The organism is Kitasatospora sp. NPDC059577, assembly GCF_042735475.1.
In the GTDB taxonomy this organism is placed as follows: Bacteria; Actinomycetota; Actinomycetes; order Streptomycetales; family Streptomycetaceae; genus Kitasatospora.
Genome location: NZ_JBHWBZ010000021.1, coordinates 1 through 23633, shown reverse-complemented (window position 1 = coordinate 23633; position 23633 = coordinate 1). Strand labels below are relative to the sequence as shown.

Below are 23633 nucleotides of genomic sequence, written 5' to 3'. Positions count from 1 at the left end.
GGGGGGCACCGGGGCCCCGCCCCCCCCCGCCCCCCCCCCCCGGCCCCCCCCCCCGCCCCCACCCCCCCCCCCCGCCCGCCCGCCCCCCCCCCCCCCCCCGCGGGCGGGCCCGGGGTCGATCCCCGGGCGGGCCCGGGGTCCCGGCCGTGGCGCCCCGGCGTCCCGGCGGCCGAGACCCGGCGAAACGCCGGGAACGACAGGAACGGCAGGAACGGCCTCAGTCGGCCGCCGGCCCCGCCAGGTTCTTGCTCAGCCACTCCAGGGTGTCCGGGATCATCTTCTTGAAGTCCGAGGTCAGGTGCTTGCCGCCGGGCTGCTCGTAGTACGTGATGCCCACCGGCGCGGCGGCCTTGGCCACCCAGGACTTGACCACCTTGGTCTCGTACGGGTTGGCACCGCCCGCGGTGACCAGCATCTTCACGTCGGCCTTGCCCTGCGCGACCAGCACGTCGGGGTTGTTGGCCGCGCGCTCGGCGTCGTGGCCCTTCCACAGGCCCGAGTCCGGGATGAAGTAGCCGTCGATCGGCACCGCGGCCTTGTAGACGTCCGGGTACTGCAGGGCGAGCTTGGCGCTGCAGAAGCCGCCGGTCGAGGCGCCCATCACGCCCCAGCCGTCGCGGCCCTGCACGGTGCGGAAGTTGGCGCGGACGAAGTCCGGGATGTCCTGGGCCATCCAGGTGCCCATCTTGGGCTGGCCCGGGATGTCGGAGCAGTCCAGCGCGTTCTTCTCGTCGCCGTTGAAGTTCTGCACCGGCATGACCATGATGAACGGGTGGGCCTTGCCCTCCTTGACCAGCCGCGCGTTCTCCTCCTGGATGGGCAGCTGGTTGTCGGTCCAGGTGTTGTAGCCGTTGCTCTGGCCGCCCGCGAAGAGGGTGAGCACCGGGAAGCCGGTCTTGGCGAACTTGGGGTCGTTGTACTCGGGCGGCAGCCAGACCCAGACCTTGCCGGCGACACCGGACTTGGCGCCGGTCACGGTGGTCAGGAAGATCGGTCCGGCCGTGGTGTCCCGGGCCTTGGCGAGGTTGGCGTTCGGGCCGGTCGGCATCAGCACCTTGCCTGGCGTCGGCGCCGCACCGTCCGGGGTGCCCGTGCCGCCGCCCGCCGGGGTGCCCGATGCGCTGCCGCTCGCGGCCGGGGAGGCACCCGACGTGGCGCTGTCCCCCTTCCCACCACCGGAACTGCCGCAGGCCGCGAGTGAGGCGGCCAGGGCGAGCACGGCGGCGCCGGACAGGACGGCACGGGAACGGGACGACTGCCTAAGCACGGTGAGGACTCTCCGACCGATGTCGCGCCCGGTCCGTCTGACCGGGCGGGGGGCCCCCGGGGGGGGCCGGCCGAACCGGGGGGACCCACCAGGGCCCCCCCCCCCCGGGGTGGCCCGCCGTCCCTCGCGGGGGCGTGCCTTCCTGCGATCTTATGACGTGGGCCGGGGTGGCCCGGTTGCGCGGTGACCACCGGAAATCCAATGTTTGTTCGCGATCAGGCAAAATCCTTCACCACTCCCGTCAGGCGGCGGGGGCCGGGCGGCGGGGGTCACCGCGGGGGCACAGCGGCGGCCCCGTCCGGGCGCCGGATCTTGGGTGCTTCCGACCGGTGACGGCGGCCCGCGGATCGGGAACGATCTCAGCGAGCCGACGTCACCGGCATCCCCGCAGCACCGGCGACACCGTCCCCGAGGAGAGCCCCATGCCCCAGCAGATCGCCGTCGTCACCGGAGCCGGGAGCGGCGTCGGCCGGGCCGTCGCGGTCGAACTGGCCGCGGCCGGCTGGCTGCCCGTGCTGGCCGGCCGACGGGCCGAACCGCTGCACGGGACCGCCCGGCTCTGCGGCGCTCCGGCCGACGTGGTGCCGACCGACGTCACCGACCCGGCCGCCGTGGACGCCCTGTTCGCCGCGACCGTCGAGCGCCACGGCCGGGTGGACCTGCTGTTCAACAACGCCGGCAGCTTCGGCCCGGCCGTCCCGGTGGAGGAGTTGGAGGTCGAGGCCTGGCGGGCGGTGGTCGACCTCAACCTGACCGGCGCCTTCCTCTGCGCCCGGGCGGCGTTCCGGCAGATGAAGGCCCAGGACCCGCAGGGCGGCCGGATCGTCAACAACGGCTCGATCTCGGCGCACGTCCCGCGCCCGCACTCGATCGCCTACACCGCGACCAAGCACGCGGTCACCGGCCTGACCAAGTCGCTGTCCCTGGACGGCCGTCCCTACCGGATCGCCTGCGGGCAGATCGACATCGGCAACGCGGCGACCGACATGACGGCGGCGATGGGCGCGGGCGTCCGGCAGGCGGACGGCCGGATCGCCCCCGAGCCGACCATGGACGTGGCCGACGTCGCCCGGACCGTTCGGCACATGGCCGCGCTGCCGCTGGAGGCCAACGTGCAGTTCGCCACCGTGATGGCGACGGCCATGCCGTACATCGGGCGCGGCTGATCCGGCTCCGCGCCGTTCACTCGTCTCACGCGTCTCGCACGTCCTGCGCGTCTCGCACGTCTTGCGCGTCTCGCACGTCCTGCGCATCTCGCACGCTTGCGCGTCTCCCGCGTTTCACGAGTCCCGCGCGTCTCACTCGTCGTGCGAGTGCCGGTAGCGCAGCACCCCGCCGTCCTCCTCCAGCCGGTAGACGCTGGTGGTGGGCCAGTACTCGCCGCTCTCGGCGGCGGGCAGTTCGGCGCGGAGCACCATCCGCAGGACGGGCGGCGGGGCGTCCGCGTGGACGCGCTTGCGGTGTCCGTCCCAGCGGCCGCCGCACAGTTCGAGGTCCAGGACGAGGGGGGTGGTTCTCATGCCGCGATGGTGCCAGCGCCCCCGCGTCCGCCGGAGGTTTCGGAGCCTGCGGCCACCCGCACGAGGGAACCCCGTCAGGCCAGGCTGACGGGGTTCCGGGGGTGCGGGGGCTACGGCGCCGGGCTGCGGCGGAGGGTCACGGCCGCCAGGTGTCGTTCAGCGTGACGACCCCGCCGGCGGGCACGGTCGCCGTCCGGTTGGCACCGGATTCCCAGGTCACCGCGCCGCTCGCGTCCTTGCGGACGTACTTGTACTGGACGGAGGTCCCGGCCGGCAGCGAGAGCGCCAGCGACCAGACCGGGTAGCCGGCGGAGGACAGCGGCAGTGCCTTCGCCGGGTCCCAGCCGCCGAGCGCCGCGGCGTCGCCGACCACGTAGACGTCCTGCCCGTACGCGGTGGTCGCGTTGACGTCGAACGAGGCGCCGGAGACGCCCGTCCCCGGCTGGACGTACAGCGCGACCGCGTCGCCCGCGCCCACCGTCGCGGTGAACTGCCCGTTGGCGCCGACCTGGTAGGTCGGGCCGGTGCAGCCGCCGCCCGGCTGCGGGTCGCCGTGCTGGACGTCGCAGTAGGTGCCGGCCGGCAGCCCGGTCTGGAAGGTCCGGGTGATCGCGCCGCTCTCGTGGTTGAGCGCGACGTAGCCCTTGTTGCCACGGCCGAAGGCGATCGCGTTGTTGCCGTTGGACCACCAGTCGGTCACCCCGGTGCCCGCCACGGCGTTGCGGAAGCCGACCATGTTGGCGACCTGCCGCCAGGCGTGGGTGCAGTTCCAGCCGTCCTGGTAGCAGGCGTTGACGGTGCCGCCGTTGGGCGGGCCGTCGTCCTTGTTGGTGAAGGAGTAGCCGGAGTAGACGTTCGGCGAGCCGTAGGTGGAGGCCAGCAGGAAGACGTTGGCCAGCGTGTAGGTGTTGCCGTAGGTGTAGTTGAGGGTGGAGCCGTTGCGCTCGGTGTCCCAGTTGTCGAGGAAGCTGCGCGCCTGGCTGCTCGGCAGGTAGCCCCAGGAGGCGCCCCAGCCGTTGAGGTTCGCGAGCTTGTCGGCGGTGAAGATGCGCTTGAGGTCGGTGCCGACCCGGAACTCGTCCACGTCGCCGTTGCCGGTGTACTCGGACGGCTGGATCGGCTCGCCCGCGCCGTAGATGACCTCCTGGACCCAGTAGGCCCCGGGGTTGGCCGTCTTGGCCTTGATCGCGGCGAGGTCGGCGGCGGCGATGTGCTTGGCCGCGTCGATCCGGTAGCCGTCCACCCCGAGCGAGCCGAGGTCGTCGAGGTAGTGCGCGATGGTGGTCTGGACGTAGGAGCTGCCGGTGTCCAGGTCGGCGAGGTTCACCAGCTCGCAGTTCTGGACGTTCGAGCGGTCCTGGTAGTTGCCGATCGGCTGGCGGCAGGAGTGGAAGTCCTGGTCCTGGTAGGTGCCGGGGTAGTCGTACTTGGTGTACGCGGTGCCGCCGGTACCGGTGCCGGAGCCGGCCGACATGTGGTTGACCACCGCGTCGGCGATGACCTTGACCCCGGCCGCGTGGCAGGTGTCGACCATGTTCTTGAAGGACGTGCGGTCGCCGAGCCGTCCGGCGATCCGGTAGCTGACCGGCTGGTAGGAGGTCCACCACTGCGGTCCCTGGATGTGCTCCTGGGGCGGCGAGACCTCGACGAAGCCGTAGCCCTTCGGGCCGAGCGTCGAGGTGCAGGCCTGGGCGACGGAGTCGAAGCGCCACTCGAAGAGGGTCGCGGTGACGTCCTTGCCGTTGTTCGCGGGCGGGGCGGCCTGGGCTGCGGGGGCGCCGACGGCGGTGCCGAGCGAGAACGCGAGCGCCGCCGAGGCGGCGAGTGCGCCGGCCGCGCGGGCGGGCCTGGGGGTCCTCCCGGCCGAAGGCCGGGGGAGGGTGGGGGTGGTGACCACGTCGTCTCCTGGGGGTGGCTGGGGGTGGGCAGCCGGAGGTGAAGCCTGCAGGAAGTTTCTGTAACTTGCCGGAAACTTGCAGCGCTGAACCTAGGGTCGCCGGGAGACACCGTCAAGGCCCTGGGAAGATACGTTTCTGCATCGCCGTCCGCCGCGGCCCGCCACCCGCCGCACCGACCTCCACCCCACCACCACACCACCGCCCACCGGTGGCGGGACCGACCTGCTGCCGGGACGCCGCCGACCCGCCGCCGGACACGGCAAGGGCCCGGCAGCCGTAGCCGCCGGGCCCCTCACCTGTCCTGGTTCACCGGCCCCTCAGGAGGAGCCGACCCGGGTTCAGCCGGTCTGGACGGAGGTGTCGTCGATGACGAAGCTCGTCTGCAGCGAGGAGTCCTCGACGCCGTTGAACTTCACGGTGACCGTCTGGCCCGCGTAGGCCGAGAGGTCGAAGGTGCGCTGCTGGTAGCCCGCCGCGGCGTCCACGTTGGAGTAGGTCTTCAACGTGGTGCCGTTGACCGACACGGTCAGCTTGTCGTACGCCGTGGTGCCCGACTCCGCGGTGTCGATGTGCAGCCAGAAGCTCAGCGTCGCCTTGCAGCCCGCCGGGATGCTCACCGTCTGCGACAGCGAGTCGGTGTGCGTGCTGCCGTAGCCGTTCATCCACGCCTTCCAGGAACCGCCGTGCGCGGCCTGGCCGGAGCTGTTGTCGACCACGCCGGAGCTCGCCGTCCACGGCGCCGCCGAACCGGTCTCGAAGCCCTGGTTGCCCAGCAGCTGCGCCGGGGTGCAGCCACCGCCGCCACCCGTGGTCACGGTCCAGGTGAAGCTCGTCGAACCGGTCTTGCCCGCCGAGTCCTTCGCCGTCACCGTCACGTTCGAGGTGCCCGCCGCGGTCGGCGTACCCGTGATCGCACCCGTCGAGGCGTTGATCACCAGACCGGCCGGCAGACCCGTCGCCGAGTACGACAGCGGAGCCGTGCCGCCCGAGGCCTTGATGGCCAGGTTGACGGCGGTGCCGACGGCGGTCGACTGGTTGCCCGGGCTGGTGACGGTGACGCCGCCCGGGTTGGGCAGCGAGCCGACGTTGACGCCGGCCCAGGCGGTGGCGACCGCGTTGTACTCGGCGCTGTTGGCGCCGTACAGGTCGGTGGCCGCGCTCAGGGTCGCGGTACGGGCGGCCGCGTAGTTGGTGGTGGAGGTCATGTACGCGGTCAGCGCCTTGTACCAGACCTGCGCGGCCTTGTCCCGGCCGATGCCGGTGACGGTGATGTTGTTGACCGTCGGGCTGTTGTAGCTGACGCCGTTGATGACCTTGGCGCCGCTGCCCTCGGCCAGCAGGTAGAAGAAGTGGTTGGCGACGCCGGACGAGTAGTGCACGTCCAGGTTGCCGACGCCCGAGTACCAGGAGTCGGCCGAGGTGCCGTCCTTGGAGGGCTTGTCCATGTAGCGCAGCGGCGTGCCGTTGCCGTTGATGTCGATCAGCTCGCCGACCAGGTAGTCCGGGGTGTCGGCGGGCAGGTTGGCGTAGAACTCGACCATGTTGCCGAAGATGTCCGAGGTGGCCTCGTTGAGGCCGCCGGACTCGCCCGAGTAGTTCAGGTTGGCGGTGGCCGAGGTGACGCCGTGGCTCATCTCGTGGCCCGCGACGTCCAGCTCGGTCAGCGGGTGGGTGTCACCGGAGCCGTCGCCGTACGTCATGCAGAAGCAGCTGTCGTCCCAGAACGCGTTGACGTAGCCGGTGTCGTAGTGGACGCGGCTCATCGCGCCGACGCCGTCGTTGCGGATGCCGTTGCGGCCGAAGGTGTTCTTGTAGAAGTCCCAGGTGGCGGCGGCACCGAACTGGGCGTCGACGGCGGCCGACTCGCGGTTGCTGGCCTGGCCGTTGCCCCAGGTGTCCGAGGACTTGGAGAACAGCGTGCCGTTGCCGGAGGTGCCGTTCTTCATGTCGGTGGTGTTCTGGCCGCCGCGGGTGGCGTCCTTCAGCGAGTAGGTCGAGCCGCTCTGGGTGGTGGTCAGCGGCACGTTGCCGACGAAGACGCCGGTGCCGGAGCCGCGCTTGATGCCGTCGGCCTTGCTGAGCACGTCACCGGTCTTGGCGTCGGTCACCACGTGCAGCTTGCTCGGGGTGCCGTCGGACTCGCGGCCGGCGATGACGGTCTCCCAGGCGAGCTTCGGGGTGCCGTCCGCGGCCCACACCACCAGGCGGGGGGCGGTGTCGACGGAGCCCGCCTCGACGGCCAGCGCGGCGGCCTGGGCCTTCGGCGCGGCCTGGGCCGGGGTGGTGTCGACGCCGGCGAGGCTGGCCTCGCTGGCCTTGGTCACGCTCTTGGTGGCACCGTTCGCGTCCTGGTGCACGATCAGGTCGCCGCCGAGGACGGGGAGTCCGGCGTAGGTGCGCTCGTAGCGCAGGTGGCGACCGCCGTTGGTGTCCTGGACGACGTCCTTGGTGACCAGCTTCTCCTGGCCGCTCAGGCCGAGGGCCTGGGCGAGGGAGGCGGTCTGCTGGTTCGCCGAGGCGATCAGCGCGGCCCGGGTGGTCTGCTGGGCCGCGACGGCGGCCGGCGCGTCCGGGGTGGCCGCCTGGGCGATGACCGGTATGCCGGTGACCAGCAGCGCGGTGGAGGCGGCCATGACGACCGCCGCCTTCCGGGCGTGAGCGTAACGGGACATGCGGACTCCTTTTCCGACCGGCGCTGGGTCGCACCGGTGGAGAGAAACCTGGGCCGCGGGGTTGCGGCGCAGTGGGGGCCCCCGCCGGGTGCGACGGGGGTGCGGTAGCGGGTTGCGGTGCACACAACCCGTTGCAGGGTCGGGACGCGCTGCACCTCGGCTGGAACGGCTGCACCGGGGGGTGGGGCCCCCACGTCTGCAGCCGGAGGAATCGTGGCAGCAAACCGGCCGCCAATGACAGATGCATGCCACTGATTGGCCGGTTCATTACCGAAACCGTATGCACGGCGGTCCGTCAGTTGTGCTACGCCATTGCGAACTCGTGAACACGGTTTTCATGCTCCGGACAAAGTTCGATCACTACCGGCGGTCACTGACCAGCACTCAGGAGTCCGAGCCGCCCCGCCGGGCGGCGGACAGCGCCGCGCGGGCGCGGCACGTCACAGTTCCGGCCGTGCCAGGAACTGTTTCCGGCCAAACCGTGACCGGAACGGAACCGGGCCCCGCTCCGCCTCAACGGCGGTGCGGGGCCCAGCGGTTGCCCGGGTGTACGGACCGGTGTCCGATCCGGTGCCGGGACCGGTGTCCGGCCCGGTGCCGGAACCGGTCGGAGCCGGTGTACGGCCCGGTGCCGGAACCGTGTCGGAACGGCGCCAGGGCCGGCCCGGTGTCGGATCGACACCGGCCCGGCCCCGGCACCCGGATCAGCGCTGGACGAACACCGCCACGGTCCGCCCCGGCACGGTGAACGTGCCGGTCGCGGCGTCGAAGCCGGACTGCTTCACCACCGGGTCCGTCCCGCCCGCCTGCGCGGGGTGCAGCGCCTGGCCCGTCCCCCGCAGGGCGGCCACGGTCTGCGCCTGTGCGGTGGGTGTGGCGTTGAAGACCACCGTGACGCCCTTCTCCGCCCCGGCCAGACCGGTGCCGTCCAGGTGCAGGGTGATCACCCCGGGCAGCTCGCCGGCGGTGCCGGACAGCGGGTACGAGAGCCGCTGCTGGACGGCCGCCAGGGTGGGCAGGGAGAACAGCGGCGAGGACTGCTTGATCCGCAGGAACTCCTGGTACTGCGCCGAGGCCGCCCGCATGTCGGCCGCGCCGACGGTCAGCTTCGGGTTCGCCAGCAGGGACTGCGCGGTCGGCCACATGCCCTTGTTGTCGGCGGCCGGCGGCAGGCCGCGGCCCCAGCCGTTGCCGTCCACGGCACCCGTCGACGGGTCGGGCCAGTGGATCGCGTTGAACCAGTCGCCCGAGTCGTAGGAGTTGGAGTCGAGCGACTTGGAGCGCAGCAGGTCGCTGCCGGCCTGGGCGAAGCCCGCGCCCTGGGTGAGCGCGGTGAGCGAGAGCCCGAGCGCCTGCATCCGGGCCCGGTCGGCGGGCGCGGTGCCGGTCGGCAGCTTGTACGCGAGCGCGTCGAAGAGGTCGGTGTTGTCGTGGGCGTCCACGTACTCCACCGCCTCGCCGGGCTTGGCCGCGTACCCGGTCGGGGAGCCGTTGTAGTCGACCCGGGCGCCGGTGACGGCCTTCCCGGAGCTGTCGGTGAAGGAGTACCCGGCGAGGTTCCCGGTCAGGCCCACCTTCAGCTGGTCCATCTGGTGCAGCAGCCGGGCCTTCTGTTCCTCCGGGCTCCCGTTCGCGGGCGAGCCGTTGGGGTCGGTGAACAGGCCCGAGGCGAAGCCCTGCTGCGGCGCGGAGTCGAGCATGAAGTTGCCGCCGCGCGCGGCGTCGCGGATCCGGTCGTCGAAGGTGGCGATGCCGGTGCCGGCCATGTTGAGCTGGGTGGCCTGCTGGAACCGGGCGTTGTTCGCGACGGCGCCGAAGTTCCAGCCCTCGCCGTACAGGAGGACGTTCTTGCCGTCCACGCCGTCCGAGTCCGGCGTCATCTTCCGCAGTGCGGCCTGCACGTCCAGCATGGTGGACTTCGGGTCCAGGCCCATCAGGTCGAAGCGGAAGCCGTCCACCTTGTACTCCCGGGCCCACAGGGTCACCGAGTCGACCACCAGCCGGTTCATCATGGCGTGTTCGGGCGCGGTGTCGGAGCAGCAGCTGTCCGCCGTCACCTTGCCGTCGGCGTCCAGCCGCTGGTAGTAGCCGGGGACGACCCGGTCCAGCACCGAGTGCTCGGCCTGTCCGCTGGCGGCGGTGTGGTTGTAGACCACGTCGAGCACCACCCGCAGTCCGGCCGCGTGCATGGCCTGCACCATCTGCCGGAACTGCACGGTGCGGGCCGTGCCCCCGGGGTCCGTCGCGTAGGAGCCCTCCGGCACGTTGTAGTGCAGCGGGTCGTAGCCCCAGTTGTAGGCGTCGTCGGCGGCGACGGCCGCCACGCACTCCTGCTGCTTCGGGCCGTCCGCCGGGAGGGACTTGAGGTCGCAGGCGGGCAGCTTCTGCTCCGCCCGGTTCTCCCGGATGGTGGCGATGTCGAAGGTCGGCAGCAGGTGGATCGTGGTCACCCCGGCCTTGGCCAGGTCCCGCAGGTGCTGCATGCCGGCCGACTGCGACTCGGTGAACGCCAGGTAGGTGCCGCGTTCGGCGGCCGGGACGGTGGTGTCCGCCACCGAGAAGTCCCGGACGTGCAGTTCCTGGATCTGCTGCTGCGCGGGCGGCACGGCCTGCGGGCGGGCGTGGTCGTCCCAGCCCGCGGGCTTGAGCTCCTTGGCGTCGAGGTTCGCGACGAGGCTGCGCTTCGAGTCGGTCGACAGCGCCACCGAGTACGGGTCGGTGACGGTGTTGACCACCACCTGCTGCACCGAGGGCGCCCAGACCTTCACCTGGTAGAGGTAGTACTTGCCGTCCAACTCGCCCTTGTCACGGACGACTTCCCAGACTCCGGTCTCGTCGTCCCGCTTCAGCGGCAGGGTCTTCGGGGTGCCTCCGGTCGGGCCGTCGAAGACCTGGACGGAGACCTCCTGCGCGGTCGGCGCCCACAGCGACAGCGCCACCTTGCCGTCGTAGTAGGCCGGGCCGAAGTCGACCCTGCCGGTCCGCCCGGCGTACAACGCGTCCAGCACGCCCGGGATCTGCACCCCGGTCCCGGCCAGCAGGGCGCCGCTGGGCAGGTGTTCGGTGAACAGCAGCTGGCCGCGCAGCGCGGCCGGGACGCGGGCGGTGTCCCGGGCGTCGACGGTGAAGGCCCGGTAGCCCGCCAGGTGCGGGTACGCGGCCTTCTGCGCGTCGGTCAGCCCGCCCTTGACCGGGGTGAGCCGCAGCCACCGGCCGGGCTCGGTCAGCACGCCCTTGTCGGCCTTGATGCCGCCGGCCGGGTCGTACACCAGCTGGGCGCTGGTGCCGCCGGCCAGGGCGTCGTCGCCCGCGCCGTAGTTCGCCGGGACGACGACGGTCCGCGCGTCGATCCACTGCGCCTTGGCGGTGCCGAGGTCGACCTGCGAGGAGGCGGCCGGGTTCTGCGGCAGCAGGTAGCCCTCGCGGCCGCCGAGGATCCAGACCTCCTTGCCGTTGACGGCGAAGTCCAGCGACTGGTCGGCGGGCAGGTCCTTGTCGTTGCCCTTGTGGAGGATGTAGCTGAGGCTGGTCGCGCCGGGGGCCAGCGGCACCTCGAAGACGGCGCCGAAGGCGTCGCGGCGCACCGGCGTCAGCGGCTTGCCCCAGTCGGTGGGGGCGGCGGCGCCGGTCCAGTCGTGCAGGCCCCAGCCGTCGTAGTCGCCGTCGGCCCGGTTGTAGTGGATGACGGCGGTGTTCGCCGGCTGGGTGTTCGCCGGGCCGGGGTCGGCGGTGCGCACGGCCGGGTCGCCCTGCTTCAGCCACACCTCGCCGGTGCTGCCGATGTCGACGTGCCGGTCGGCGTCCACGTCCTTGACGCCGTTCTTCTCCACGACGAACCCGACGTCCGAGGCGCCCGGCTTGAGCCGCACGTACGCGAAGGCGCCGTACGCGTCCCGCCCGGTGAAGCCGTGCCCGGCGGGCCACTGGGTGGCCTCGCCGTCGGCGAGGTCGCCCCAGGCGTAGAGGTTCCAGCCGTCGTAGTCGCCGTCCGGCCGGTTGTAGTGGACGACGGCGTACGGGCGGGCGCCCGCGGTGGGCACCGGCTTTGGTGCGGGGGTGCCGGTGGTGAAGCTCGCGGTGGCGGAGCGCAGGTGGCCCCCGGAGTCCTGCACGACCGCCTTGTACCGCACGACCGTGCCGGGGGCGACGGCGCCGAGGTCCTGGGTGACGAGGAAGTTCCTCCGGCCGTCGGGGCCGGGCTTCCCGGTGTCGGCGGTGCCCAGCGTCTGCCAGGGCCCGGTGCCGATCTGGGCGGCGAAGCTCACCCGGTCGAACCCGCTGCCGTCGGCGCCGGCGCCGACCGTGACGAGCCCGGTGGCGCCGTCCGCGGGCGGCTGCACCGAGAGCTGCGGCGCCGCGGCCGGGGCCGCGAGCCGGCCGGCCGCCTTGAGCACCACGGAGGAGAGCGCGGGAACGGTGACGGTCACCTTGCGGTCGGCGCCGCTGGTGACCCGCTCCCCCGCCGCCGGGTAGATCCGGTCGAAGCCCGTCCCGGCCGAGAAGGTGTCCAGCGTGACGGTCTTCGCCTCGGTGGCGTTGTTGACCGCCACCAGGTACTCGACCTGCTGCGCCGCGTCGATCCGGGAGAAGGCGTAGACGCCGGGGCCGTCGGCGGCGTACCGCTCGATCTGGGCGCCGTCGGCCAGCGCCGGGTTGTCCCGGCGCAGCTTCGCCAGCCCGGCGATGCCCTGGTAGAGCTCGCCGCCCTGTCCGTAGCGGTCGGCCGGACCGGCGGCGCCGCCGAGCACCCGGTCGCCGTTGTAGGAGGGGGTCTTCGAGGCGAACAGGTCCTGCCGGGCGTCCTTGTCGCCGCCCGCCCCGGTGAAGCCCTGCTCGTCGCCGTAGTAGACGACGGGCTGGCCGCGGGTGAGGAACTGCAGCTCGTTGCCGAGCCGGTCCTTCTTCAGCAGGGTCGCCTCGTCGGCGCCCGGGTTGTCGGCGAGCAGGAAGGAGCCGAAGCGGCCCATGTCGTGGTTGCCGAGGAAGGTCGGCAGCTCGTACGCGTCGGTGTCGGCGCCGGTGTAGCGGTAGTCCTGGCCGTAGACGTCGGCGAGGGTCTTCGCCGATCCGCCCTGGGAGACGTAGGACCGGGCGGCGCCCTGGAACGGGAAGTCCAGGGTGGCCTGCAGCTTGCCCTTGGTGACGTAGGGCGAGGTGACCGCCGGGTCGCCGGAGTAGACCTCGCCGAACATGAAGAACTTCTTGTTGCCCTGCTTGGCCGCGAAGTCCTTGAGCGCGGGCGCCCACTGCTGCCAGAAGGCCATGTTCACGTGCTTGACGGTGTCGATCCGGAAGCCGTCCACGCCGACGTCCTTGACCCACTGCTGGTAGACCTTCTCGAAGCCCTTCACCACCCGGGGGTTCTGGGTGTCGAGGTCGTCGAGGCCGCTGAAGTCGCCCTCGGTGGCGGACTCGCCGACGAAGGTCGAGTCGCCCCGGTTGTGGTACAGCGAGGGGTCGTTGAGCCAGGACGGGGTCTTGGCGGTCGCGTCCCCGGGGTTGCGGAAGACCGGGGTGTACGGGAAGGAGTCCTTGGTGATCCGCGGCCAGGGCGTCCCCGCGTCGGCGACGGCGGTCTCGTCGACCGGGTTGCCGTCGGCGTCGAGCGTCGGGTAGGCACCGGTCGAGCGGTAGCCGTGCTGCTGCTCGGCGTCGTCGACGACGTCGGCGGTGTGGTTGGTGATGACGTCGAAGAAGACCTTGATGCCGCGGGCGTGCGCCTTGGCTATCAGCTCCTTGAGCTGGTCGTTGGTGCCGAAGTGCGGGTCGACCTGGGTGAAGTCGGTGATCCAGTAGCCGTGGTAGCCGGCCGAGGCGTCCGCCCCGGTGCCCTGCACCGGCTTGTTCTTGAAGATCGGCGCCATCCAGATCGCGGTGGTGCCGAGGTCCTGGATGTAGTCGAGCTTCCGGATCAGGCCGGCCAGGTCGCCGCCGTGGTAGAAGCCCTTGTCGGCGGGGTCGAAGCCGTTCTCCAGGCGGCCGCCGGTGATGCCGCCGCCGTCGTTGGCCTGGTCGCCGTTGGCGAAGCGGTCGGGCAGGACGAAGTAGAACTGCTCGCGGGTGAGGTCGTGCCGTCCGGCGGTGGCCGCCAGGGCTGCGTCGGAGGGCGGGGGCGGCGGCGCGGCGGCGAGGGCCGCGGGGGCGCCGCCGAGGGTGGCGGCGGTCAGCGCGGCCGCGAGCAGGACGGCCGTGCGGCCGGGACCGCGGGGGGATCTGCTCCGTCGGGGGCGGGGCGGGGCATCGGCCACTGAGGGCTCCCTTAGGGGAAGGGGCGATCGATTTCCCAGGAAGCTAGCGGCCTGCAATATGTTTCAGCAAGATGCAGAAACCGTTTCGTTCGGGGAAAATCCAGGCCGCCGACCGTCTCCGGCCACCCCGATTACTCCCCCGGAGCGACGGGCGTGACAATGGGACGTATGTCCGTCCCACCGGTTAGCACCAGATCCCCGCGCACCCCCTACCCCGGTGGGAGCCGGCCCCTAGCCCTCAAGGGGGACAGCCGGTGAAGAATCCACTTCCAGAGGATGAGCAGACGGCTACGAGCGGTCTGGCAGACTTCTCGTCCATGGGGGAACCGACCGAGATCCAGCGAGGCGACGCCGTGCGCGCCGAAGCGGCCAGCGGTGGCGGTTCCGAAGCGGTGACGGCCGAACCCGGTCGCCAGCCCGACGGAGCCACCCGTGCCGCCCAGACCCGAAGCGCCGCACTGCGCAATCGTTTCCGCGAGCAGCGCCGGTCACCGGCCCGGCCGCGGATCTGGTTCGAGCTGGCCCTGATCGGGATCAGCTACTGGATCTACTCGGTCGTCCGCAACGCGGTCCCCCAGCAGGAAGCGATAGCCCAGAAGCACGCACGCTGGATCTGGGAGCTGGAGCAGCACCTCGGCATCGCGGTCGAGCGCTCGGTCAACCACGCCGTGGACGGCGTCGGGTGGCTCATCACGGGGATGAACTACTACTACGCCACGCTGCACTTCGTGATCACGATCGGCGTGCTGGTCTGGCTCTACCGCAGCCACCCCGGCCGCTACGTGGCCGCCCGCACCGTGCTGTTCGTCACCACCCTGATCGCGCTGGTCGGCTTCTACTCCTTCCCGCTGGCCCCGCCCCGGCTGATGGCCGACGGCGGCTTCATCGACACCGTGAAGACCCACGGCACCTGGGGCTCCTTCGCCTCCGGGCCCGCCGCGCACGTCTCCAACATGTACGCCGCGATGCCGTCGATGCACATCGGCTGGTCGATGTGGTGCGGCCTGGCGATCTTCTTCCTGGCCCGCCGGAAGTGGGTCAGGGCACTCGGCCTGATGTACCCGGCCGCGACCCTGCTGGTCATCGTCTCGACCGCCAACCACTTCTGGATGGACGCCGTCGGCGGCGAGATCTGCCTGAGCCTGGGCTTCCTCACCGCCCGCTGGCTCTACCACGACTGGGTCTACAAGCTGCCCCGGGTGCCGTCCCGGGAGACGGCCGCCGAGCAGCCGATCACCGTTCCCGAGCAGTGGAGCGAGCCCGCGGTCAGCACCGCGCGCCGGTAGGCCCGGCACTCGCCCGCACGGCGACACCCGCGCACGACGAAGGGGCCCCCACCCGGGGCCCCTTCCGCGTACCCGGGAGCGCCTCCGGGGTCCACCGGCCGTGGATCGGTCACAGGCCGTAGAACAGCCGGTCCACCACCACCCGGGCCCGCCGGGTGGTCCGCCGGTAGTCGTCCAGCAGCTCCCCGCTGTGCCCGGCGCCGTACCCGAGGTAGCGGGCCACCCCGGACAACTCCCGGGCCTCCCCCGGGAAGCTGTCCCCGGGCCGGCCGCGCACCAGCATCACCGCCGCCCGCACCCGGGAGGCCAGCACCCAGGCCGCCTCCAGCACCTCCGCGTCCTCCTGCCCCACCAGAGCGGCCTCGACCGCGGCCGCCAGCGCCGCCCTGGTCCGGGTGGTCCGCAGGGCCGGCACCTCGTGCCCGTGCTGCAGCTGGAGCAGCTGCACCGTCCACTCCACGTCCGCCAGGCCGCCCCGCCCGATCTTGGTGTGGGTGGTCGGGTCGGCCCCGCGCGGCAGCCGCTCGGCCTCGATCCGGGCCTTGATCCGGCGGATCTCCATCAGGTCCCGCTCCGGCACCCCGGCGCCCGGGTAGCGCAGCGGGTCGATCAGCTGCCGGAACCGCGCGCCCAGGTCCTCGTCCCCGGCCACCGGCTCGGCCCGCAGCAGCGCCTGGCTCTCCCAGGCGTGCGACCAGCGCCGGTAGTACGCCGCGTACGAGGCGAGGCTGCGCACCAGCGGACCGCTGCGCCCCTCCGGCCGCAGGTCGGCGTCGACCACCAGCGGCGGTTCGGTGGACGGCGCGCCGAGCTGGGTGCGCAGCTCGTGGCAGACCGCCTGGGCGGCCCGGGCGGCGTCCTCCTCCAGTGAGCCGAGCAGCGGCTCGTGGACGAAGAGCACGTCCGCGTCCGAGCCGTAGCCCAGTTCGTGGCCGCCGAAGCGGCCCATCGCGACCACCGAGATCCGGGTCGGCAGGTCCCCGTGCTCGGCCTCCCAGCCCGCGACGCAGGCCCGCAGCGCGCCGTGCAGGGTGGCGGCGTTGAGCGCGGTGAGCGCCTCGCCCGCGGTGTCCAGCGCCTCGGCGGGGTCCTCCCCGAGCCGGCCGAGGACGTCCGCGGCGGCGGTGCGGAACAGCTCCCGGCGGCGCACCGAGCGGGCGGCGGCCACGGCGGCCGTGGTGGACCCGGCCCGGCCGACGGCGGCCAGTATCTCCGACTGCAGCGCCGCCCGCCCGCGCGGTTCCAGGCCGTGCGGGTCGCCCAGCATGGCCACCGCCTCGGGGGCGCGCAACAGCAGGTCGGGCGCGAGCCGGCCGGCCGAGAGCACCCGGGCCAGCTGTTCGGCGGCGGCGCTCTCGTCCCGCAGCAGCCGCAGGTACCAGGGGGTGCGGCCGAGCGCGTCGGAGACCTGGCGGAAGTTGAGCAGCCCGGCGTCCGGGTCGGCCGAGTCGGCGAACCAGCCGAGCAGGACCGGCAGCAGGGTGCGCTGGATCGCCGCCTTGCGGCTCACCCCGGAGGCCAGCGCGCTGATGTGCCGCAGCGCGGCCGCCGGGTCGGTGTAGCCGAGCGCCTCCAGCCGGGCCCGGGCGGCGTCCGGGGTCAGCCCGGCGGCGCCGGGCGGCAGTTCCGCGACCGCGTCCAGCAGCGGCCGGTAGAACAGCTTCTCGTGCAGCCGACGGACCTCCACCGCGTGCCGCTTCCACTCCCGCTGCAGCGCGGCGACCGGGTCGGCCCGGGTGTCGTCGTTGATCAGCGCGGTCAGCGAGCGGGCCAGCCGGCGCAGGTCCTCGGCGCCGGTGGGCATCAGGTGGGTGCGGCGCAGCCGGTGGAGCTGGATCCGGTGCTCCAGCGAGCGGAGGAAGCGGTACGCGGTGTCCAGCGAGGTGGCGTCCGCCCGGCCGACGTACCCGCCCCGGGAGAGCGCGGCCAGCGCCTCCAGGGTGTTGCCGCTGCGCAGCGCCGGGTCGGTGCGGCCGTGCACCAGCTGGAGCAGCTGGACGGAGAACTCGACGTCGCGCAGCCCGCCCGGGCCGAGCTTGAGCTGGCGGTCCAGTTCGGTCACCGGGATGGAGTCGATCACCCGCCGGCGCATCTGCTGCACGTCGGTGACGAAGTTCTCCCGGGCGGCGGCCTGCCACACCATCGGGGCGAGCGCCTCGACGTACGCGGCGCCGAGCTCGGCGTCCCCGGCGACCGGGCGGGCCTTGAGCAGCGCCTGGAACTCCCAGGTCTTGGCCCAGCGCTGGTAGTAGGCGAGGTGGCTGGCCAGGGTGCGCACCAGCGGGCCGTTGCGGCCCTCGGGGCGCAGGTTGGCGTCCACCGGCCAGATGGTGCCCTCGCCGGTGGTGTCCGCGCAGAGCCGGGTGAGGGCGGCGGCCAGCCGGGTGGCGGCCTTGACCGCCTCGTGCTCGTCCACGCCCTCGCGCGGCTCGGCGACGAAGATGACGTCCACGTCCGAGACGTAGTTGAGTTCACGGCCGCCGCACTTGCCCATGCCGATCACCGCGAGCCGGCAGGCCGCGGCGGCCTCCGGGTCGTGTTCGGCGGCGAGGTCCAGGGCGGTCTGCAGGGTGGCGCCGGCCAGGTCGGCGAGTTCGGCGGCGGTCCGGGCGAGGTCGCTGGTGCCGGTGAGGTCGCGGGCGGCGATGGTGAGCAGGCAGCGGCGGTAGGCGACCCGCAGGGCGTCCGCCGGGCCGCGGTCGCCCTCGCGGACGCCCTCGCCGAGGGCGCGGAGGAAGTCCTCGGGGCCGGGGTGCATGTCGCGCAGTTCGAAGGTGACCAGCATGTGCCAGTCGTGCGGGTGCCGGGCCAGGTGGTCGCCGAGCGCGGTGGAGACGCCGAGCACGCCGAGCAGCCGGTCGCGCAGCGGCTTGGAGGTGGTGAGGGTGTCCCGCAGGGTGTGCCGGTCGGTCTCCTCGGCGGCCTCCATCAGCCGGGCCAGGCCGAGCAGCGCGAGGTCGGGGTCGGCGGTGGCGCCGAGCGCGTCCAGCAGCACGGGGTCGTCGGCGAGCCCTTCCAGCCCGGGGCCCTCCAGCAGCCGCACCGCCCGTGCCGGGTCGCCGAATCCGCGCCGGACCAGCCGGTTCTCCGGCCTGCTGACCCGGCTCCCGGCCCGCTGATCCTCCACCGCCATCGACCCCTCCATCCGTCCGCCCCAGCAGGTTACGCGCCCGGACGGCCCGGCGCCGGGCACCACCGCCGGGCGGACGTACGGGCCGTCGCGGCGGCCCGTGCCGCCGGTCCGTCCACGCGGAGGCCCGCCGCCGCCCTCGCGGGCGACGGCGGGCCGGAGGCGGTGCGAGCGGCCGTCACCCGCTCACAGCACCTGGAGGTTCTTCCGCAGCTCGAACGGGGTGACCTCGGAGCGGTACTCCTCCCACTCCTGGCGCTTGTTGCGCAGGAAGAAGTCGAACACGTGCTCGCCCAGGGTCTCGGCGACGAGTTCGCTGCGCTGCATCAGGTCGATGGCCTCGCCGAGGTTCTGCGGCATCGGCTGGATGCCGAGGGCGCGGCGCTCGGAGTCGGACAGCGCCCACACGTCGTCGTCGGCGCCGGGCGGGAGCTCGTAGCCCTCCTCGATGCCCTTGAGGCCGGCCGCGAGGGTGACGGCGTAGGCGAGGTAGGGGTTGCAGCCGGTGTCGAGGGAGCGGACCTCGATCCGGGTGGAGCCCTGCTTGCCCGGCTTGTACATCGGCACCCGGATGAGCGCCGAACGGTTGTTGTGGCCCCAGCAGATGTAGGACGGCGCCTCGCCGCCGGCGCCGGCGGTGCGCTGGGAGCCGCCCCAGATCCGCTTGTAGGAGTTCACCCACTGGTTGGTGACGGCGGCGGTCTCGGCGGCGTGCTTCAGCAGGCCGGCGATGAAGGACCTGCCGACCTTGGAGAGCTGGTACTCGGCGCCGGACTCGTGGAAGGCGTTGCGGTCGCCCTCGAACAGCGAGACGTGGGTGTGCATGCCGCTGCCGGGGTGCTCGGAGAAGGGCTTGGGCATGAAGCTGGCGTGCACGCCCTGCTCCAGCGCGACCTCCTTCATGACCAGGCGGAAGGTCATGATGTTGTCGGCGGTGGACAGCGCGTCGGCGTAGCGCAGGTCGATCTCCTGCTGGCCGGGGGCGCCCTCGTGGTGCGAGAACTCGACCGAGATGCCCATCGACTCCAGCATGGTGATCGCCTGGCGGCGGAAGTCGTGGCCGACCCCGCGCGGGGTGTGGTCGAAGTAGCCGGACTGGTCGGCGGGGATGGGCGCGGTGCCGTCGCCGGGCAGGTTCTTCAGCAGGAAGAACTCGATCTCCGGGTGGGTGTAGAAGGTGAAGCCCTGCTCGGAGGCCTTCTCCAGGGTGCGCTTGAGCACGAACCTGGGGTCGGCGTAGGACGGCGAGCCGTCCGGCATCAGGATGTCGCAGAACATCCGGGCGGTGCCCGGGGTCTCCGAGCGCCACGGCAGGATCTGGAAGGTGGTCGGGTCCGGCTTGGCGATCATGTCGGACTCGTACACCCGGGCGAAGCCCTCGATCGCGGAGCCGTCGAACCCGATGCCCTCCTCGAAGGCCTGCTCCAGTTCGGCCGGCGCCACCGCGACCGACTTGAGGAACCCGAGCACGTCGGTGAACCACAGCCGGACGAACCGGATGTCACGCTCTTCGAGCGTCCGAAGCACGAACTGCTGCTGCTTGCCCATGGGGACAGTCTCACCTCTGCTCTTTACGCTCGTGTTACGCCCGGGAGGCCTCCGGAAGACCCCTGGCCGCGAATGTCCCCATCATGGCCGATCACCGGCCGGGACGGCAGTGCCGACCCCCGGGACGGCGTCCGGACCGCCCCCTCGCGGGACATTGCGTCAGATAGACGATTACACTCGGGGACATGCCCAATCTCCGTCTCGCCCTGAGCCAGATCGACCCCTGGGTCGGTGACCTCGCCCGCAACAGCGATGAGGTGGTGCGCTGGACCAAGCAGGCCGTCGAGGCCGGCGCGCAGCTGGTCGCCTTCCCCGAGATGGCCCTCACCGGGTACCCGGTCGAGGACCTCGCCCTGCGGGGCTCCTTCGTCGAGGCCTCCCGGGGCGCGCTGGTCGAGCTGGCCGCCCGGCTGGCGGTCGAGGGTCTGGGCGAGGTGCCGGTGGTGGTCGGCTACCTCGGGCGCTCCGAGCACGCCTCGCCGCGCTTCAACCGCCCGGCCGGGTCGCCGCAGAACTGTGCCGCCGTGCTGCACCGGGGCGAGGTGGTGACCCGCTTCGCCAAGCACCACCTGCCCAACTACGGCGTGTTCGACGAGTTCCGCTGGTTCGTCCCGGGCGACCAGCTGCCGGTCGTCCGGGTGCACGGGGTGGACGTCGCACTGGCGATCTGCGAGGACATCTGGCAGGACGGCGGCCGGGTCACCGCGGCCCGCGAGGCCGAGGCCGGGCTGCTGCTGGTGGTCAACGGCTCGCCGTACGAGCGGAACAAGGACGACGAGCGGCTGGAGCTGGTGCGGCGCCGGGCGGCCGAGGCGGGCTGCGCCCTGGCCTACGTCAACATGGTCGGCGGCCAGGACGAGCTGGTCTTCGACGGCGACTCGATCGTGGTCGGCGCGGACGGCGAAGTGCTGGGCCGCTCCCCGCAGTTCGAGGAGCACCTGATGGTGCTGGACCTCGACCTGCCGGCCGCGAGCAGCGACCACACCGACGGCCTGCTGCTGAGCGACGGCCTGCACCTGGTCCGCACCGAGCTGAGCGGCGAGCCGCGGCCCGCCCCCGTACCGGCGCTGGCCGCCGAGGTGGCGCCGCGGATCTCGGACGAGGCCGAGATCTGGGCCGCGCTGGTCTCCGGCACCCGGGCGTACGTGGAGAAGAACGGTTTCCGTTCGGTGCTGATCGGCCTCTCCGGCGGCATCGACTCGGCGCTGGTGGCCTCGATCGCGGTGGACGCGATCGGCGCCGAGAACGTGTACTGCGTCTCGATGCCCAGCCGCTACTCCTCCGAGCACTCCAAGGACGACGCGGCGGACCTGGCCCGCCGGACCGGCCTGCACTTCCGGACCGTCTCCATCGCCCCGATGTTCGACGCCTACATGGGCGCCACCGGGCTGAGCGGCCTGGCCGAGGAGAACCTGCAGTCCCGGCTGCGCGGCACGCTGCTGATGGCGATCTCCAACCAGGAGGGGCACATCGTGCTCGCGCCCGGCAACAAGAGCGAACTGGCGGTCGGTTACTCGACCCTGTACGGCGACTCGGTGGGCGCCTTCGGGCCGATCAAGGACGTCTACAAGTCGCTGGTCTTCCGGCTCGCCCGCTGGCGCAACGAGGAGGCCGGGCGGCGCGGCGAGGTGGCTCCGATCCCGGAGAACACCATCGTCAAGCCCCCGTCCGCCGAGCTGCGGCCGGACCAGAAGGACACCGACTCGCTGCCCGACTACGACCTGCTGGACAGCGTGCTGACCCGCTACATCGAGGGCGACGAGGGCCGGGACGCGATCGTCGCGGCCGGTTTCGACCCGGCCGTGGTGGACCGGGTGGTGCGGCTGGTCGACACCGCCGAGTACAAGCGGCGCCAGTACCCGCCGGGCCCGAAGATCTCGGTGAAGAACTTCGGCCGGGACCGCCGGCTGCCGATCACCAACCGCTGGCGCCGCGGCTGACCCGTCAGTACCGGTAGGTGGCGACCACCGCGAGGTGGTCGCTGCCGTCCCGGGGCAGGGTGCGGGAGTCGACCGGTTCGAGCCCGCCCCTGCTCATGATCTGGTCGATCCGGGCCATCGGGAAGGCCGCCGGCCAGCTGAAGCCGAAGCCGTCCCCGGCGGCGCCCTGGGCCGAGCGCATCTGCGAGGTGACCGGTGCCAGACTGCGGTCGTTCATGGTGCCGTTGAGGTCGCCGAGCAGCAGCACCTTCCTGACCGGCTCGGCCTGGATCGCGTCGCCGAGCGCCTGTGCGCTGGCGTCCCGCTGGTTGACGGTGAAACCGCCCTCGGCCTTCAGCCGCACCGAGGGCAGGTGCGCGACGTACACCGCGACCGGGCCCTGCGGGGTGCCGACCTGGGCCCGGAACGCCCTGGTCCAGCCCATCTTGAGGTCCACCGGGGAGACCCCGCTGATCGGGTACTTCGACCAGAGCCCGACCGTGCCCTCCACCGTGTGGTAGGGGTAGGCCTCGGCGAGCCCGGTCTCGTACGAGCGCAGCGACCGGCCGGCCAGCTCCTGCAGGGCGACGATCTGGGCGCCGGACGCCACCAGCCCCCGGACGGTGGCCGGGACGTCGGTGTTCCCGGCGGCGACGTTGTGGCTGACCACCGTCCAGTCCCCCTTGCCACCGCTCTTGTCGGTCAGCAGGCCGCCGAACAGGTTGGCCCAGAGCACCACGGGCAGCAGCAGGGTGAGCAGCGCGGTGGCGGAGCGGCGCAGCAGCGCGGGCACGAGCAGCAACGGGACGGCCAGGCCCAGCCAGGGCAGGAAGGTCTCCAGCAGACTGCCGAGGTTGCCGACGCCGTTGGGGACCTCGGCGTGGAAGGCGAACAGCGCGGCGGTCAGCGCGGCCAGGACGGCGACCACCAGGCCGCGCCGCCAGGTGGTGGCCCCGCGGGCGTCCCGGCCCCAGTCCCGCAGGCCGAGGAATCCGCCGGACGGGGCCGCGGGGGCCGAGTCGTCGGCACCTCCGGGAGCCGCGGTCCGCTCGGTCCTGTCCGCCTGCACCATTGCGTGGCTCCCGTTCGCTCGTGCCGTCCGCCGGTCCGGGGTCCGGCCCGTGCGGACGGGCACGGTGCCGGACCGGTGCCGGTTCGATCGGATACCCGGCTCAGCCTATGCCGGGAGAGACGTCACTCCCCCGGAGCGGGTTCCGGCGCGGCCTCGTTTGGTGAGTTAGACCACGTCCGGTCGGGACGGCCGGGCGTTCGACGCGGCCCCGACGCGGCCCCGACACGGCCCCGGGGGCGGCGCGGGCCGGGCGGACGGCGTCGGGGGTCAGTGCGGCGCGAGGCCGTCGAGCAGCGAGTCGACCATCTTGCGGGCCAGGTCCGGGTCCTCCAGGTCGGAGTCGTCCCACAGGATGCTGCGGTACAGGATCGGGCCCATCAACAGGTCGCCCAGCAGGTCCAGTTCGAGGTCGGAGCGGAGCACGCCCTCGTCCACGGCGCGGCGGATCAGCGCCAGCCCGGCCTCCCGGCGGGGCTTGACCACCCGGTCGCGGTAGGCGTTGTGCAGCTCGGGCAGGCTGTGCATCTGGCCGAGGGCCGCCTTGAGCACCCAGCGGGTGCGCTTGGCGAGGCCGCGTCGGCGCATGTAGTCGATCATCTCGATCAGGTCGGCCCGCGCGCCGCCGCCGGTCGGCTCCGGCATCGGGACCTCCAGCCGGCCGACCACGTCGACCAGCAGGGCCTCCTTGTTGGGCCAGCGCCGGTAGATGGTGGCCTTGCCGACGCCGGCGGCGGTGGCGATGCCCTCGATGGTGAGCTCGGCCATCGTGGTGCCGCCCGCCATCAGGTCCTCCACCGCGGTGAAGATGGCCTGCTCGGCGGCCTCGCTGCGGGGCCGGCCGCGGCGTGTGGCGGCGCAGGCCGGGCCGCTGTCGGCAGCGCAGTCCTGCTCGGTGCCGGCGGTCGGGGTGTCCGTCTTCATCCCCGCTGTTCTCCCTCGCTGTGCCCGGGCGCGCGGGCGCCGTCCGTGTCGTTGGCGGGCCGGGGGGGGGGGGGGGCCCGCCCCCCCGCCCAGGGCGCCCCCACCCCCGGGGCCCCCGCGGGCGCGGCGAGTAACCCCCCCCCCGCGCGGGC

Annotated in this window: 12 protein-coding genes; 3 read left to right on the top strand and 9 right to left on the bottom strand. The window is 72.7% G+C overall.

Features of this window, described 5'->3' with window-relative positions; all coding sequences use genetic code 11:
- Window positions 1–217 precede the first annotated feature (217 nt).
- On the bottom strand, window positions 218–1267 hold the full coding sequence (locus ACFV0O_RS18500; RefSeq protein ID WP_380342718.1) for an alpha/beta hydrolase: 1050 nt from the start codon (window positions 1265–1267) through the stop codon (window positions 218–220).
- A 422-nt stretch (window positions 1268–1689) separates the two neighbouring features.
- Between ACFV0O_RS18500 and ACFV0O_RS18495 the strand changes: the two genes are divergently transcribed.
- Complete coding sequence (locus tag ACFV0O_RS18495; protein ID WP_360268073.1) at window positions 1690–2433, top strand: SDR family oxidoreductase; 744 nt, start codon at window positions 1690–1692, stop codon at window positions 2431–2433.
- 132 nt (window positions 2434–2565) lie between these two features.
- Here ACFV0O_RS18495 and ACFV0O_RS18490 read toward each other — a convergent pair whose 3' ends face one another.
- The 4 genes from ACFV0O_RS18490 to pulA form a co-directional block, all read right to left on the bottom strand.
- Entirely contained in the window at window positions 2566–2787 is a 222-nt protein-coding gene (locus ACFV0O_RS18490; RefSeq protein WP_380342715.1) for a hypothetical protein, read from the bottom strand.
- A gap of 136 nt (window positions 2788–2923) precedes the next feature.
- Window positions 2924–4684 carry a carbohydrate-binding module family 20 domain-containing protein gene (locus tag ACFV0O_RS18485; RefSeq protein ID WP_380342713.1) on the bottom strand — a complete coding sequence of 587 codons (1761 nt, stop codon included), beginning with the start codon at window positions 4682–4684 and terminating at the stop codon, window positions 2924–2926.
- Window positions 4685–5023: 339 nt separating this feature from the next.
- Window positions 5024–7357 carry a M4 family metallopeptidase gene (locus tag ACFV0O_RS18480; protein WP_380342710.1) on the bottom strand — a complete coding sequence of 778 codons (2334 nt, stop codon included), beginning with the start codon at window positions 7355–7357 and terminating at the stop codon, window positions 5024–5026.
- 704 nt (window positions 7358–8061) lie between these two features.
- Window positions 8062–13605 (bottom strand): pullulanase-type alpha-1,6-glucosidase, encoded by a 5544-nt coding sequence (pulA, locus tag ACFV0O_RS18475; protein ID WP_380342707.1) that lies wholly within the window; start codon window positions 13603–13605, stop codon window positions 8062–8064.
- Between the two features lie 317 nt (window positions 13606–13922).
- On the opposite strand from pulA, the gene ACFV0O_RS18470 reads away from it, so the two are divergent.
- Complete coding sequence (locus ACFV0O_RS18470) at window positions 13923–14891, top strand: phosphatase PAP2 family protein (RefSeq protein ID WP_380342704.1); 969 nt, start codon at window positions 13923–13925, stop codon at window positions 14889–14891.
- A 109-nt stretch (window positions 14892–15000) separates the two neighbouring features.
- On the opposite strand, the gene ACFV0O_RS18465 is transcribed toward ACFV0O_RS18470, so the two are convergent.
- Complete coding sequence (locus ACFV0O_RS18465) at window positions 15001–18024, bottom strand: bifunctional [glutamine synthetase] adenylyltransferase/[glutamine synthetase]-adenylyl-L-tyrosine phosphorylase (RefSeq protein WP_380342701.1); 3024 nt, start codon at window positions 18022–18024, stop codon at window positions 15001–15003.
- 183 nt (window positions 18025–18207) lie between these two features.
- Entirely contained in the window at window positions 18208–19569 is a 1362-nt protein-coding gene (gene glnA / locus ACFV0O_RS18460) for a type I glutamate--ammonia ligase (protein ID WP_380342698.1), read from the bottom strand.
- 185 nt (window positions 19570–19754) lie between these two features.
- Here glnA and ACFV0O_RS18455 point away from each other — a divergent pair, with 185 nt between their 5' ends.
- Entirely contained in the window at window positions 19755–21509 is a 1755-nt protein-coding gene (locus ACFV0O_RS18455; protein ID WP_380342695.1) for an NAD+ synthase, read from the top strand.
- A gap of 4 nt (window positions 21510–21513) precedes the next feature.
- On the opposite strand, the gene ACFV0O_RS18450 is transcribed toward ACFV0O_RS18455, so the two are convergent.
- Complete coding sequence (locus tag ACFV0O_RS18450) at window positions 21514–22560, bottom strand: endonuclease/exonuclease/phosphatase family protein (RefSeq protein WP_380342694.1); 1047 nt, start codon at window positions 22558–22560, stop codon at window positions 21514–21516.
- Between the two features lie 267 nt (window positions 22561–22827).
- Window positions 22828–23481 carry a TetR/AcrR family transcriptional regulator gene (locus ACFV0O_RS18445; protein ID WP_380342691.1) on the bottom strand — a complete coding sequence of 218 codons (654 nt, stop codon included), beginning with the start codon at window positions 23479–23481 and terminating at the stop codon, window positions 22828–22830.
- Window positions 23482–23633 lie beyond the last annotated feature (152 nt).